The following is a 14,016-nucleotide window of genomic DNA, read 5'->3' as shown; positions in this document are numbered from 1 at the left end:
CCACACCCTGTGGCGCCAGGGCAATCCCCGCGGGATCGCCACGCCCGCCGCCTCCGGCCAGAGGCTTACAACCCACCCTGTGGCGCTCAATCCTCACTGCTATCTCCATCCACCCCGGGCCTCACCAGCCGGTCGGCATTACCATAAAATTCTGCATATTGGAACTCTGGGTATCAACATGGTCACTCATCGTGGTATCCATTGAGGAGGTCCACATGTTCGGTGCCAATCGTTCCACCCCTATTTCCCACCCTGCCATGATCGAGTTCACGACTGCGGAAGCTGACGGCACGACGGTAGGGAACGCATTATTTAACGCCATCGCCAGCGGCAACACCGCTGCGGTCAAGCAAATTCTCGAACGTCCGGGTATCGACCTGAGCCAGGTCAATGATGATGGCCAAACGCCCCTGCACGTCGCGGCAAGGCTCGGCGACGCCGAATCAATAGATGCCTTGATCCGCTATGACAATGAAGGCAAGGCTGTTCTGCGCTGCGATAGTGATGAGTGGCAAGTCAGAATCGCCAGCGCTGAATATTGCCAGGATCCTCTAGCAAGCAGCGATACCGACTTCCTGGACGCCCTCGATAGAGAGGGTTTTACAGCACTGGCGCTCACGGCCCAGGGCGGGCACCTCACGGCAATGCAGGCGTTGCTGGATGCCGGTGCGGACGTCAACAGCATCGTGGTTCCGATCGGAGCAGCCCGTTATGCGACGAAAGCCTTAAGTTTGCCAGTTAGACTCACTGATATATCCCGCCGCCGCGCTCAACGCTCAAATGAATTGGAGAGCGGCCCCGTCAATTCGACGTATCGCTACACCGCGTTGTTGCTTGCCATCAAGAATGGCCATGTTATGGCGATCGATAGACTACTGGCCGCCGGAGCTGCATTGCGCTCCCCCAAACACTGCCCTTATCAGCCTCTGCAAATCGCTGTAATGACTGGCCAGGTGTCCGCAGCGAAACTTTTGATTGCGCACGGCACACCTGTCGACGAGTGGTTAAATACGGTCAAAGAGACGGCCTTGACCCTTGCCGCCACCTACAACCAAGTCGCGATGGTTCGTGCCCTAATCGACGCCAATGCCGACGTACATCACAAAACGTCCATTTCAGATACTGCGCTAACGACGGCGGCGGGTAAGGGTCACGTCGAAGTCATCAAAGAGCTAGTCATCAACGGGAAGGCAAGCATCGAAGGACGAGCCGGGATCCCCCTGAGAACGCCCCTGGGTCTTGCTGCGAGGTGGGGTCACGCCGAGGCGATAACCGTCTTGCTTGATCTGGGCGCACGCATCGACACTACGGATGGAAGACGGAATTCCCCCTTGGTGCTAGCCGTGAAATACGGCCACACCGCTGCGGTTACCACCCTCCTCGAAAGAGGCGCGCTTGACGGCTTGACCCCGGAGGAAGGCCAAAGGTTATTGGTCTACGCTGTCAAATACGACTCGGCAGAGTTGTTCAAGGCGCTACGAGAAGCGAATGTGGATATCGATGTACCCGATACTGCTGGGGTCACCCCCATCATGATTGTCACAAAGAAGAATCGTGCAAATGGGGTAAAGATGCTGCTGAACGAAGGGGCAAACATCGAAGGCAAGGATCAGCGCCACTACACGCCGATGATGATCGCTGCAGCGAACGATCGGGTTGAGATTATCCACATGCTCCATGCAAAGCATGCTCAACTCGAGGTCCGTGCCGTGCACCGACTGTCAAATACTCTGCCGGACGCCAACTCACCGCTCTTGTTGGGGAAAACCGCGTTGCTGATCGCGACAGCTTCCGGCCACGCCGCCGCCGTCGCCGCCCTGCTAAAGATCGGCGCCGATATCGATGCCCGAGACAATTACGGTTCTACCGCCTTGACGCTCGCGACGGAACAAGGTCGCGCTGATATCATTTCAATATTGATCGAGCACGTCGCAAATCTCGAACTCCGAAGTGCCGACAAACTGACCCCCTTTATGATCGCCACCGGTCGCAAAGACATTGCCATTATGCAGCAGTTGCACGCGGCAGGCGCGAATGTCAACGCCACGCATCCTGGCAGGACCACGCTCGTGTTGAAGGCAGTTCAAGAAAACGACATGCCACTCGTCAAGACGTTGATCGATATGCAGGCTGACGTTAACCTGCCCAACGCCTCTGGTTTTTCCCCCTTGAGAGTCTCCATTGAGAATAACGAGCTCCACATGGTTGAACTATTGATCGAGTCGGGCGCGGATGTCAACGCGGGCGATGACAACCAGATCACCCCCTTCATGGTTGCTAACCGCCTGAACCGAGTCGATATGATGCTGACGCTGATAGATGCCGGGGCTGACATACACGCCAAGAGCATTAACGGACACGACGCGAGGACATTTGCGATGGGTGCAAAGGCGCGTGAGGCGCAGGATTTACTGTTCGGGGCACTGGGGCTGCCCGTGGGAATGCCAGTCGTTCCCAATGAGCGTTCAACAATGTCGGGACAGTGATTCGCCACACCTCAGGCTTTGATCAGCGTCCTAGCTGTTGAGCAAAATCGGCCCCCGTCTCCAACCTGGAGCGGGGGCTTGTGCGTTTTGCCGGCCTTCAATGTGCGCGTCACAGGGGATTCTGGCAGCTACGCAAATCATCGCGTAATGCCGGAGGAATCCCCTTCTTTCAGAAAAGGGGGGATGTCAATGTCGTTAAATCAATCCACCTGCAACCCGGCCTCTTTGATCACCGGTGCCCATTTCTTGCGTTCGCTTTGCGCAAACTTGGCCAGATCCCCCGGCGTGCCGCCGGCGGGCTCGTGGCCGAGTTCTAGCAAGCGCTTTTGAACGTCGGGCTGCTTGATGATTTTGGCGATCGCGCCATTCAGTGTCTGGATGGCTTCTTCGGGAGTGCCGTGGGGCGCATAGACACCGTTCCACGCGATCACCTGAAAGCCCTCGACGCCTTCCTCCGCGACTGACGGTATGCCCGGTAAGAGTGCTGACGGCTTGAGAGAGGTGACGGCTAGCGCTGTGATCTTGCCCGCGTCGATCATGGCACGAGATGCGCTGACCGTATCAATGGCTAGTTTGACGCGGCCACCAATCAGATCCGTCAGCAGGGTGCTTGAGCCCTTGTACGGGATGCCGGTAAAGCGGGTAGAGGTTTGCTTTTTCAGCAGTTCCAGCACCAACCGGGCAGTGGTACTGGGCAGGCCGATGTCCACGCTGTCGGGTTTGGCTTTTGCGGCCGCGAGGATGGATTTCACATCGGTGTAGGGTGAGTCCGGCGGCGTCACCAGTACCATGGGAAAGGTGCTGACCAGAATGACGGGATCGAAGTCTTTTTCCGGGTTGAAAGAGACGTTTTTATAGAGGTACTGATTCAGGACATGTGTCCCGTTCGTGCCCATCATGATGGTATAGCCGTCCGGGGCGGCACGTGCGGTCTCGGCTGTACCGATGTTGCCACCGGCACCCGGACGATTTTCGACGACAAATGTTTGGCCTAGAGTTTTGGTTAGGCGTTCCGCCAGAAACCGCGTGGCGACATCCGTACCCTGGCCAGCCTGGTAGGGGACGATCACCCGCACGGGTTTATCCGGATAGGATGCGGCGATGGCGGGCTGACTGACGGACAACGTGGCAAACATCACTGCAATGAACAATCTTTTCATGAGTGTCTCCTGGTGGATGATGAACGACTGTTTTGGTTATGCCTGACTGCCTGGGGAACTGACGCCCGATGGGGCGGATAAAACACCGCGCTGTCGCAACTGCGCGATGTACTGGGGTTCCAGCCCGATTTCGAGCAGAATTTCTTCCGTATGTTGTGCATACCGGGGAGGTAATCCTCCCGGCGTACCCGGCGTACGGCACAGATGGTTCGGCAGTGCGACGCCGTGATAGCCGTCGACGTCAACGCGGGCGGCAGCGGCTTGAGGCTGGGCGAATGCTTGTGGCACAGTGTTGATGGGGCCCGCGGGTACGCCCAATTGCATGAGCTCCTGACAAAGCGTTTGACGTTCTCTTGTCGCGAGACGGTTTTCAATGGCTGCATTCAAATCGCTACGGTGCGTGACCCGGGCGGCATTATTGTCAAAACGGGTGTCCGTGATCAGCTCGGCCAGGCCGATGTAATCGCAGAACCGCCTGAATTGCCTGTCATTCAGAATGCCCAGGAAAACCGGCCCGTCTTTGCAGTTGAACTTGTCGTACGGCGCAATATTGGGATGGGCGCTACCGAGTAATTGAGGCGTCTTGCCGGAATACATCCAGTTGGCGGCGTGTGGGACCAGCAGGCTCAGCGCGGCGTTAAATAGTGTGGCTTCGACACGCTGGCCGCGCTGGCTGAGACTGCGTTCGACGACGGCCATCAAGATGGCCGACATAGCCGTGTAGGCCGTGAGATGATCCACAATCGGAACGCCGATGCGGGTCGGACCGCAGGTCGAGTCGCCGTTGATGCTCATCAATCCGCACATGGCTTGCAGAATGGCGTCGTACCCCGGCATGCCACCCAGTGGTCCCTGATCTCCAAATCCGGAGATCGAGCAATAAATCAAACGCGGGAATTTCTCCGCGAGCACCGTGTCGTAGTCCAGCCGCCAACGAGCCATCGTCCCAGGCAGGAAGTTCTCGACCAGTACGTCTGCATTTTCCAGTAGCCGCAACAAAACGTCGCGGCCTTCGGACTGCGCCAAGTCCAGCGTCATGGCGCGCTTGCCTCGATTGACAGCATGAAAGTACGCCGCCGTCCCCTGGTCGTCGAAAGGGGGACCCAGCGTGCGCGTTTCATCGCCGCTGGGCGGCTCTACCTTGATGACGTCTGCGCCGTTATCTGCAAGCATCTGCGTGCACAGCGGTCCGGCCAAGACTCTGGACAGATCTATCACCCTGAGGCTGTTTAGCGCGCCTTTGTGATGAAGGTCTAGCATGATCGTTACCTCACATGCAGCGAACCCCGGCCGCAACCGGGGCTCTGTGGAGCGGCGTTCAGCCGCGCGAGGGGAGCTCTACGACGCCCGTGCCCAGGACCGATAGTTCGTCATTTTGATTGCGGGCTTCCTGTTCGATCTCGACCAGATGCCGCCCATCCTCGACGTACTTGCGTTTGACGGTGCCCTTGAAGAACAGCATGTCGCCTTCGGGATTGTGACGGCGGATCTTGCAGTGCGACTTGCGCAAAAAGCCGTCATCGCCCATCCAGTTCGTCAGATGGTGGGTTAGCCAAGAGTTACGCTCGGGACCGTAGTCATAAGCGCCCGGGGCGCCTACCTCGAGGGCAAAGTCTTCTTCCCAATGCACACGCTCCGGTACGTCAGGCACGCCGAAGCGATTAGTGATCCCGACGCCGGGATGCGCGTCAATGAGTTGCCACGCCAGCTTATTGGCCCGAATGTACAGCCCGCCCCAACCCTGCGCATACGCGATGAAGCCAGTTACGGTCATTGGGCCTTTGAATAGCACGGGTAACGCTTCGCCTTCGGTGACGTCTTCCCAGTAGCGGGCGCGTGCGCCCCGGACTTCTTCTTGGGCATAGAGTTTGTATGCCTCACGGATCTCTTCTTCGCTATAGCGGTGGGGCTCGCGAGCGCGGACCTCCTTGTATTTGCTGCCTTGTTCGCGCGCATGGTCGCGTTCTGTGCGGAAGCACCAGCTATCGGCCTCCGCCACCTTGTCGCCCTCTTGATTGAAGAAATCAACGTGATAGATTTGCTGGATGGCGCGGCCCGCAAAACGGGTCTCGTGCTCGATCAGGTCTTTCAGATGCGCTTCGGTAGAGATGACGTCATTGCGCTGTACCGGCTTGTGCCACGTCCAGTCCGCACCCGACCACATTGCATGAACGCCGGGCAGGCCACCGACATAGCCCGACACAATGCGGCTGGTCGCGAATAGAAAACTGGGCAGGGCGATGATGCCGCCATATTTTGTCTTGGCAGCATAGTCCGGGTTGCACCACAACGGGTTGTCGTCGCCAATGCCATGTGCGTAGTGGCGGATGTTGTCGCGCGTCGCCTCGTAGCACCATGGTTCGGCGGTAAAACCGATTTTCACGCCGATACGCTCACGTAGATCGGCCAGACCGCGTTCCGTGATCTTGGGAAAGCTTCGTTGAGTTTGAGTTTGGGTCAACATGACGTCTCCGTTTTTATGGTCATTGCACGGCGGCAGCCGTGGCGAGAGGGGCGACTTCTTGATCGCGAAGTTTTTTGCGGTGAATTTTTCCTGCAGGGGTCTTGGGGAGTTCAGCAACGAAAACGACTTGTCGTGGATATTCGTGCTGACTCAATTGGGTTCGTACGGTGTCTTGAATTTCTTGGGTGAACGCGTCATCGCCCAAGCGCGGGCTGACGACAAAGGCCTTGACGATTTGTCCACGCAAGGCATCGGGCACGCCAATGGCTGCGGCCTCGGTCACATCAGGATGCTTGAGAATCGCGTCTTCGATTTCAACGGCACTCATCGTCCAGCCGGCGGAGATGATGACATCGTCGGCGCGCCCCCCGTGCCAGAAATAACCGTCCGCATCGACGCGTCCCAAGTCTTTGGTGGCGACCCATTCGTCGCGTCGCCAGAGCTTGATCTCACCGGTGATGCCGGGCGGGCAGGGCGCGCCGCCAAGGTCTTGGACCTCCACGCGCAGACCGGGTACGGGTTTGCCCAGTGATCCCGGCTTGATCGGAAAATCTGGCGCGCCGGGGTAGTTCACCAGGCAGACACCGATTTCTGTTGTGCCATACATGCTGCCTGCCGGCACACCGAATGTGTCGACCACGAACTCTGCGGTTTCGCTATCGATCGGCTCGCCCGTAAAGGAGAGTTTTTCCAGAAAGTATTGGTAGTTCGTCGCGACGCCAGCGTTGCGCATCATGCGGTAATGGGTCGCAGCGGCAGACATGTTGTTAAAACGATGATCCTGCAGCGCCTTGAGCAAGCGCTCGGCGTGATATTTCCCGCTATAGGCGCCAATGGTCACGCCTAGTGCCAACGGCGCTAGCGTGCCATGCCACAAGCCATGTCCCCAGGCCGGTGACGACGGGCACATGAACCGGTCTCCCGGGCGGATGCCACTGCCGTAGAGTGCGGCGAGCATCAGCGTCACGATAGCGCGATGGCTGTGTTTCACGGCATCGGGCAGCTCGCGCGTGGTGCCGGAGGTGTACTGAAAAATCGCAAAATCATCTGCGCGGCTGTTGCACTCGAAGTGCCCGGCATAGTCGGCTAGACCGGATACAAAATCTGCGCCTGCCACCACGATGTCCAGACCTGGCATGGCGGGCACCTGCGAGGCCTTTTCGGCATTGGTGATCAGTAAGCGAGGGCGGCAGTCGTCGATGCGCAGGCGGATGCCATCGGGACCAAACAAGGTGAACAAGGGCACTGCGATGGCCCCCATCTTGATCGCTCCGAATAGCGCGACGTAGAACTCGCGCGAGGGCTCGAGCATGACGGCTACCCGGTCGCCGGGCTCGATGCCGCGGGCGACCAGCGCGTGAGCAAAGCGCGATGCGTCACGTGATAGCTCGTCGAAGCCCAGCACTTCGTCTTCGCCCGTTGCCTTGATGAGAATGACGGCGGGCCTGCGGCTGTCCGCGTGCCGATCGATGCATTCGTGCGCGATGTTCATGTGCACGCGATCGCCATCGAACAGCTCCCAGAGTTTCTCGGGTGAGCAGTGCTGTTGCGCATCGGCGTAAGTGAGGTATTCCGTCAATGTTGGCATGACGTTCCTGTCTCCTCGTTGGTTTGAGTTCACTTTACGCAGCCCAAATAAAATTGTCAATTACGTTTGTTAATTGTATTAGTACAATTAACAAAAACAGATCGACGATTCAAAAACAGAAAAGCGTCGTATCCTTACCGCAATAGAGGGAGGCAAGAGGTATATGAACGAAGTACAGAGCACGCCCGCCAGATCGGGACCCCGTATCCGCGAAGTGCCCGCCGTGACACGGGCCTTCGCCATCTTGCGATTGCTCGGGCGCGGTGGCGACCCGCTGCCGTTGAAGACCATTTCCGAAGAGCTCGGGATGGTCACGAGTACGTGCCTGCATATACTGCGCGCGCTGGTGAGCGAGGGGCTGGTCAAGGTCGATGTGGCCAGCAAGCGCTATAGCCTGGATGTAGGCATGCTGACATTGGCGCGCAGCGTGATTGAAAGCAGTCCTTTTCCGGCCTTGGCGCAGCCGGTATTGGATCGCCTATCCAAGGAGGCGAACGTCACCGCGATCGGCGTTGAAATCACCAGCCAGGATCATATGGTGGTGTTGGCGTTATCGCGTTCACATGCCCCCTTCCGGTTGCATGTCGATGTCGGTAGCCGTTTTCCGGCCTTGATCAGCGCAACCGGCAGGTTGGTTGGCGCCTATACCACCAGCATGGACGATGCCGAGATCGAACGACGTTTTAAGGCGTTGCGTTGGGATCAGCCGCCAGATATCGAGGCTTGGCGTAAAGACGTCGAGGCAGTGAGAAAAAAGGGCTACAGCATCGATCGGGGAAACTACATCGACGGCGTGACCGTGATTGCCGTGCCGGTCTTCAATGCGCATGACAGGCTTTCGCATTCCCTGGTCGCCGCTGCGCTATCCAATCAACTGCCTGCGTCCAAAACTCAGGCATTAATCAAAGAGCTGCTCATTGAGGCGCAGACCTTATCGACGTTGCTGGCGGCCAGGGCATAACGATGACGCAAAACGTAATTACCGAACAGGCATTACGTGACGATGGCTGGCGCGAACGCACCAGCCAGGGTTTTTCTGCATTGATCGGGCCGATCTGGTCTCGCCGCGAGGAGTCAGTCTGGGCCTATGGAGTATTGACCGGTGACCAGCACGCTAATCCCATGGGGCTCGTGCATGGCGGACTCATCGCGACGCTGATGGATCAAACGGTCAGTATTGCCGCGTGGGAGGCCTTGTCCCGCGAGCCTTGCGTGACGGTGCAGTTGGATATGCACTGCCTTGCCGCGGCGAGGCCAGGGCAGTTCCTGGAGGCACGCGCACGCGTACTGCGTGCCACGAAAAGCCTTGTTTTTGTGCAAGGGGAGATATCCTCGGGCGAGACGTTGATCTCCAGTGGGCAAGCTGTGATGAAACGCGTGTGAGGTTACACTTCCTGCCCGAGAAACCCGCCACTCTGGTGTTGCCACAAATGCGCATAAACCCCGCCGTGGCTCAGCAACTCTGCGTGGCTACCTTGCTCGATAATCTTGCCTTGATCCATCACAATCAATCGATCCATGGCTGCGATGGTCGAGAGGCGATGTGCGATGGCGATCACGGTCTTGCCTTGCATCATTTCGCTCAGGCTTTCCTGGATCGCGACTTCTACTTCGGAGTCCAGCGCGCTTGTCGCTTCATCTAATAGCAAAATGGGCGCGTTCTTGAGCATGACACGTGCGATCGCGATGCGTTGACGCTGCCCGCCGGATAGTTTCACACCACGTTCGCCGACTTGGGTGTCGTAGCCCGTATGTCCGTGTGGGTCGCTCAAACGCTGGATGAATTCATCGGCCTGGGCGTGTATGGCTGCCCTGCGTATGTCTGCGTCGCTCGCGTTGGGGTGTCCGTAGGCGATGTTGTCGCGGATGCTGCGATGGAGCAATGACGTGTCTTGTGTGACCATGCCGATCGCATTGCGCAGGCTGTCCTGCGTCACGTGTGCAATATTCTGACCATCGATGCAGATACGGCCGCTATCGACGTCGTAAAAGCGCAGCAGCAGATTCACCAGCGTCGATTTGCCTGCGCCCGAGCGGCCGACCAGGCCAATTTTTTCTCCTGGTTTGACGGCCAGCTTCAGACCATCCAGGACTTGGCGTTCCCCGTTGTAGTTAAAAGACACTTGATCGAATACGACCTCGCCCTGCGTGACCTGTAGCGTCGGGGCATCAGTCTGGTCCTGGACGGCGCTTTTGCGCGAAAAAGTGGCGATGCCGTCTTGTACTGTACCGATAGCCTCAAAGAGCGAGGTCATCTGCCACATGATCCAGTGGGACATGCCGTTGACTCGTAGAGCCATCGCCGTCACAGCCGCGACGGCCCCTGGACCAATCGCACCAGCGTGCCATAGGTGCAGGCCATAGCCACCCGCCGACAGAATCAGTCCGACGATCAACACCTGATTGGCGATTTCGAATTGACTGACGAGGCGCATCTGGCGGTAGCCCGTGTTTTTGAAATCCTCCATGGCGGCGCGGGCAAAGTGGGCTTCGCGGTGTGTATGCGAGAATAATTTGACCGTGGTGATGTTGGCGTAGGCATCGGTGACCCGCCCCGTCATGGATGATCTCGCATGAGCCTGCTCTTGCGAGACTTTACCCAGCCGAGGGATGAAGTACCGTACCGTGATCGCGTACAGGACAATCCAGACGATGAAGGGAAGCATCAGTCGAATGTCGAAGCTACCCGCCAGGGCAATGATGGTGACGAAGTAAATGCCGATACCGAGCAGTATCTCCGAGACGGTAAACAACACCTCGCGGACCGCCAGCGCGGTCTGCATGACCTTGGTGGTGACGCGGCCGGCAAACTCGTCGGCAAAGAATGATAGGCTTTGCCGCAACATCAGACGGTGAAAATTCCAGCGCAACCGCAGCGGTAAATTGATCGCCAGCACCTGATGCTGAATGACGGTCCGTACCGCGACGAGGCCAATGCTGGCGACCAGCACGATACCAATACTCCAGAGGACGCGGGTCTCTTGCGCAGCAAGGGGCCCCTCGGGATGCCAATCTGACAGAAAATCCACGATCTGCCCCAGGAACGCGAACAGCCACGCTTCGTAGATGGATACGGCCGCACTGAATAACGCCAGCATGGCCAGATAGCGGCGCGCGCCGTGCGAGCAGGCCCACAGGAACCGCAATAGCCCCTTGGGGGCAACAGTGGGGGACTCGGCAGGGAAGGGGTCAAGCAGGTGTTCAATCGGGCGGGGCAAAACAGCCTCCGGAAATGCGAAAAAAGAAGCGGCACTGCTGTTCCCAGCAGGGACGCTTCATTTTTTCAATGAGGTCGGGACAAGATGCCCCCGATTTTACCGGTTAATGTTCTTTTGCCGCCGGGCCGCCCCAAGGCAAAAACGGCCCCCTTTGGGGGGCAGCAAGCCGAAGGCGCAGCGTGGGGGTACTCCCTGCCGCCGGGCCGCCCCAAGGCAAAAACGGCTCCGGGGTGTAAAACCTGCGGAAACTCAGGTGGATTCAGTGTCTTTCTTGAACTGCCATACCGTTCGATAGCCATTTCGCCAATCAGGCGGCATTTCACAAGGACGCGGATCCATACTGGCATAACGTGCCGGCTGGCCTCGAACGATGTCTCCCTGGTGGCGGCTGGGGATAGGGCTAGGCGTATACGCAAAGGAATCCGCAGACGAGTACACCGGCAATAAAAGCAGACGCGGGTCAGGCGATCGATTCGGTGTCGAGCCGTGCACCGTCCGGCAATTGAGCAATATCGTGGTTCCGGGGCCCCCGACCGGCTTGACCGCCATATCGTCAGCCATCCAGCCTAGATCTTCATCACGAATACGAACGACAAAATTTCCGTCATGGTCGTACATGCTATACAGGGGCCCCATGTGGCTGCCCGGAATAAAAGACAGCGGCCCCTGTTCAGGTGTACATCCATTGATGTAGACGCCAACTGTCACCGGGCTATAGTCAGTATGGGGCCAGGCCGGGATATCTTGATGCCAGTCAAAGCCTCGACTACCTTTCCCCGATTTGATGTTGAGCTTGGCATGATGGAACTTGACGTCGGGACCAACGACATCGGCGACCAGGTCAGTCAGCACCGGATCGCTCATGAACTCCCACAGGATCGGATGCTGATCCTGCGGGCTGGATACCCGGTGCAAACGAGGGTTTTCCGGGCTGTGCCCTTCTTCTAAAACGAAGGTGCTATTTGATTCGGTCACTGAGCGACTGTGTTCGATGAGTTCCTCTGTCGCGTGCCGCAGGCGTTTTAGCCATGCCTCTGGCACATATTTTTCAAGGACGAGAAAGCCGTCCGCGAAAAACCGTCTACGCTGCTGCTCGGTCAAGACAATACCTGGGTGTTCGAGTACACGTTCTGGAATCATGTCATCTCCTCCTCGTTCTGCGCCCCATAAGCGCGGTTCAACATGGACAGCCGCCGCTTGATCAGGAGATCAAGCGCAGATACCTCGGTCTTTATGGCTTGTGCAAACATGGATATGGGTAACCTCGATCAATGCATGCCGCTGGGCATCCACAACGCCAGATTCGGAAACCAGTACAACAGGGCGATCAGCACGTACAAGAGCGCGCAGAACGGTAGTGCCCCCTTAATGATGTCGCTTAGGCCTATGCGGGAAATACTCTTGACGACAAAGAGATTCAAACCCGCCGGTGGTGTAATTTGCCCGAGTTCGATCAGCACCACTAACAACACCCCGAACCAAATGGGATCGATGCCATAATCGAGCAAGATCGGATAGAGCAACGGTACGGTAATCACGACCATACCAATACTATCCATCAACATGCCGAGCAATGTGTAGAACACGATGATGACGAGGATCAGTTCGCCACGGGTCAGATCCCAGGCTTCAAGCACATCGGCCAGCTCGTCCGTAATGCCCACCATCCCGATTGCATACGAAAACAAATACGCGGCATAGACGATAAATAGAATCGTGCCACTGACTTGGACTGTCTTGCCCAGCGCCCGACGAAATGCTGCCCAATCCAGGGTGCCCCAGATTTTGCCAATTACGAATGCCAGTAGCGCGCCTACCCCCGCCGATTCGGTCGGGGTCGTGTAGCCAAAGTACAGGCTTCCCATCACCAGTAAAATCAACAACGTGAACGGTAATAGATCACCAGCTAATTGCCTGGACGAGCCAACCGCCTCGATGGAGTCGTGCTCACGCGGAGATAACGTTGGATTCAACAAACACCGGATAGCAACATAGATGGCAAAAAGGCCGCAAAGAACGAGCCCTGGAATAAGACCAGCCATGAACAGCTTGCTAATGGAGGTATCGGTGAAAGTGCCGTAGATGATCAAGGCGATGCTGGGCGGAATCAGGATCCCTAACGTTCCCCCGGCCACGATAGTACCCGCCGCAATGCGTGGACAGTAGCCGCGTTGCTCCAACTGGGGCAACGCGATAGATCCAATGGCAGCCGCAGTCGCTACCGACGAACCACTAATGGCCGAGAACGCCGCACAGCCGGCAACGTTCGTCTGGAGCAACCCGCCCGGCAAAAAGCGCACGAGTTGACTCATCCCTCGATAGACGCGCTGGCTTAGGCCGCTTTCCAGCATGAACTCAGCCATCAGAATGAACAACGGAATGGCAGTCAGCGAAAAGTTATATGTACTGCCCCAGGACACCAACCCCAGTCCGCCAAATCCGTCCCAGCCGCTGGCCATGAAAATATATAGCGCCGCGGTCACCGCGATGGCAAAGGGAATCCACATTCCGCCCACTAGCAGCAGCAGGAATATTCCACCAACGATCAACATCTGTGCGGTTTCACTCATGGCTTGTACCTTTGCGAATGCTGTCCGCACTTCGAATCAGTTGAAGTACCAGAATCATGACTAGCGTGAGTAGTCCCAGCACCATAAAGATTTGCGGAATATAAAGCGGGGTCGCCAGCACGGTGGGCGCCTCTATCTTGCGTTGCCATGAATCATGAACCAAGCGTGCCATCTGCCACAAAAGTATCAGCGATACGCCTAAAGACAGCACATCGAACAACATTTGGACCCAACGCGCAATCCGCGGTGGTAATTTGTTCAAGACGAGTTCGACCCGAAATAATGCCCCTTTGGATAACGCGACTGGCATACCCAAGAAGACAATTGCCACGAGCATATAGCCTGCGACCTCATCCGTGAACATCAACGAGAAATGTAGAAATGATCGGCAGAAAACTTCTGCGCAGATCAGCAACCCCAATGCGACTACGATGAACTCGATGAGTATCTTTTCAAAGTCAATGACGGACTCCAGCGCTCGGAGTACGAACGAACGCTGATATGAAGGCTCATTATGTTGCATGGCGTAC

At 57.2% G+C, this 14,016-nt stretch carries 11 protein-coding genes; 3 read left to right on the top strand and 8 right to left on the bottom strand.

Features of this window, described 5'->3' with window-relative positions; all coding sequences use genetic code 11:
- Nucleotides 1-215 precede the first annotated feature (215 nt).
- Nucleotides 216-2,486, top strand: coding sequence for an ankyrin repeat domain-containing protein (locus ACNAZS_RS21220; RefSeq protein ID WP_415792496.1), 2,271 nt, complete (start codon nt 216-218; stop codon nt 2,484-2,486).
- A 200-nt stretch (nt 2,487-2,686) separates the two neighbouring features.
- On the opposite strand, the gene ACNAZS_RS21215 is transcribed toward ACNAZS_RS21220, so the two are convergent.
- Genes ACNAZS_RS21215 through ACNAZS_RS21200 form a run of 4 tightly spaced genes read right to left on the bottom strand, consistent with a single transcriptional unit; the run spans nt 2,687 to nt 7,698 of the window.
- Nucleotides 2,687-3,646: a Bug family tripartite tricarboxylate transporter substrate binding protein gene (locus tag ACNAZS_RS21215; protein WP_415792495.1), complete on the bottom strand. Its 960-nt coding sequence runs from the start codon at nt 3,644-3,646 to the stop codon at nt 2,687-2,689.
- A 36-nt stretch (nt 3,647-3,682) separates the two neighbouring features.
- Nucleotides 3,683-4,906 carry a CaiB/BaiF CoA transferase family protein gene (locus tag ACNAZS_RS21210; RefSeq protein WP_415792494.1) on the bottom strand — a complete coding sequence of 408 codons (1,224 nt, stop codon included), beginning with the start codon at nt 4,904-4,906 and terminating at the stop codon, nt 3,683-3,685.
- A 58-nt stretch (nt 4,907-4,964) separates the two neighbouring features.
- On the bottom strand, nt 4,965-6,110 hold the full coding sequence (locus tag ACNAZS_RS21205) for an FAS1-like dehydratase domain-containing protein (protein ID WP_415792493.1): 1,146 nt from the start codon (nt 6,108-6,110) through the stop codon (nt 4,965-4,967).
- 19 nt (nt 6,111-6,129) lie between these two features.
- Nucleotides 6,130-7,698, bottom strand: a complete 1,569-nt coding sequence (locus tag ACNAZS_RS21200; protein WP_415792492.1) for an acyl-CoA synthetase — start codon at nt 7,696-7,698, stop codon at nt 6,130-6,132.
- A 163-nt stretch (nt 7,699-7,861) separates the two neighbouring features.
- Between ACNAZS_RS21200 and ACNAZS_RS21195 the strand changes: the two genes are divergently transcribed.
- Both ACNAZS_RS21195 and ACNAZS_RS21190 read left to right on the top strand, forming a co-directional pair.
- Nucleotides 7,862-8,659 (top strand): IclR family transcriptional regulator, encoded by a 798-nt coding sequence (locus ACNAZS_RS21195; RefSeq protein ID WP_415792491.1) that lies wholly within the window; start codon nt 7,862-7,864, stop codon nt 8,657-8,659.
- A gap of 2 nt (nt 8,660-8,661) precedes the next feature.
- Nucleotides 8,662-9,081 carry a PaaI family thioesterase gene (locus ACNAZS_RS21190; RefSeq protein ID WP_415792490.1) on the top strand — a complete coding sequence of 140 codons (420 nt, stop codon included), beginning with the start codon at nt 8,662-8,664 and terminating at the stop codon, nt 9,079-9,081.
- 2 nt (nt 9,082-9,083) lie between these two features.
- Here the strand turns inward: ACNAZS_RS21190 and ACNAZS_RS21185 are convergent, their stop codons facing one another.
- The 4 genes from ACNAZS_RS21185 to ACNAZS_RS21170 form a co-directional block, all read right to left on the bottom strand.
- A complete protein-coding gene (locus tag ACNAZS_RS21185; RefSeq protein WP_415792489.1) occupies nt 9,084-10,916 on the bottom strand; it encodes an ABC transporter ATP-binding protein in 1,833 nt (610 codons plus the stop codon).
- A gap of 249 nt (nt 10,917-11,165) precedes the next feature.
- On the bottom strand, nt 11,166-12,056 hold the full coding sequence (locus ACNAZS_RS21180) for a phytanoyl-CoA dioxygenase family protein (RefSeq protein WP_415792488.1): 891 nt from the start codon (nt 12,054-12,056) through the stop codon (nt 11,166-11,168).
- Between the two features lie 128 nt (nt 12,057-12,184).
- Nucleotides 12,185-13,486 carry a TRAP transporter large permease gene (locus tag ACNAZS_RS21175; protein WP_415792487.1) on the bottom strand — a complete coding sequence of 434 codons (1,302 nt, stop codon included), beginning with the start codon at nt 13,484-13,486 and terminating at the stop codon, nt 12,185-12,187.
- On the bottom strand, nt 13,479-14,009 hold the full coding sequence (locus tag ACNAZS_RS21170; protein ID WP_415792486.1) for a TRAP transporter small permease: 531 nt from the start codon (nt 14,007-14,009) through the stop codon (nt 13,479-13,481). The genes ACNAZS_RS21175 and ACNAZS_RS21170 overlap by 8 nt, the downstream gene beginning before the upstream one ends.
- Nucleotides 14,010-14,016 lie beyond the last annotated feature (7 nt).

Source organism: Bordetella tumulicola (assembly GCF_965138755.1).
Lineage (GTDB): Bacteria > Pseudomonadota > Gammaproteobacteria > Burkholderiales > Burkholderiaceae_B > Bordetella_A > Bordetella_A tumulicola.
The sequence above is the reverse complement of the archived record's forward strand: the minus strand, read 5'-3'. Positions and strand labels throughout refer to the sequence as shown.

What these genes read in the sequence shown, in the direction of transcription:
- ACNAZS_RS21190 (WP_415792490.1), top strand. Translation starts at nt 8,662, where the DNA reads ATGACGCAAAACGTAATTACCGAACAGGCATTACGTGACGATGGCTGG.
- ACNAZS_RS21210 (WP_415792494.1), bottom strand. Translation starts at nt 4,906, where the DNA reads ATGCTAGACCTTCATCACAAAGGCGCGCTAAACAGCCTCAGGGTGATA.
- ACNAZS_RS21175 (WP_415792487.1), bottom strand. Translation starts at nt 13,486, where the DNA reads ATGAGTGAAACCGCACAGATGTTGATCGTTGGTGGAATATTCCTGCTG.
- ACNAZS_RS21220 (WP_415792496.1), top strand. Translation starts at nt 216, where the DNA reads ATGTTCGGTGCCAATCGTTCCACCCCTATTTCCCACCCTGCCATGATC.
- ACNAZS_RS21195 (WP_415792491.1), top strand. Translation starts at nt 7,862, where the DNA reads ATGAACGAAGTACAGAGCACGCCCGCCAGATCGGGACCCCGTATCCGC.
- ACNAZS_RS21215 (WP_415792495.1), bottom strand. Translation starts at nt 3,646, where the DNA reads ATGAAAAGATTGTTCATTGCAGTGATGTTTGCCACGTTGTCCGTCAGT.
- ACNAZS_RS21180 (WP_415792488.1), bottom strand. Translation starts at nt 12,056, where the DNA reads ATGATTCCAGAACGTGTACTCGAACACCCAGGTATTGTCTTGACCGAG.
- ACNAZS_RS21200 (WP_415792492.1), bottom strand. Translation starts at nt 7,698, where the DNA reads ATGCCAACATTGACGGAATACCTCACTTACGCCGATGCGCAACAGCAC.
- ACNAZS_RS21205 (WP_415792493.1), bottom strand. Translation starts at nt 6,110, where the DNA reads ATGTTGACCCAAACTCAAACTCAACGAAGCTTTCCCAAGATCACGGAA.
- ACNAZS_RS21170 (WP_415792486.1), bottom strand. Translation starts at nt 14,009, where the DNA reads ATGCAACATAATGAGCCTTCATATCAGCGTTCGTTCGTACTCCGAGCG.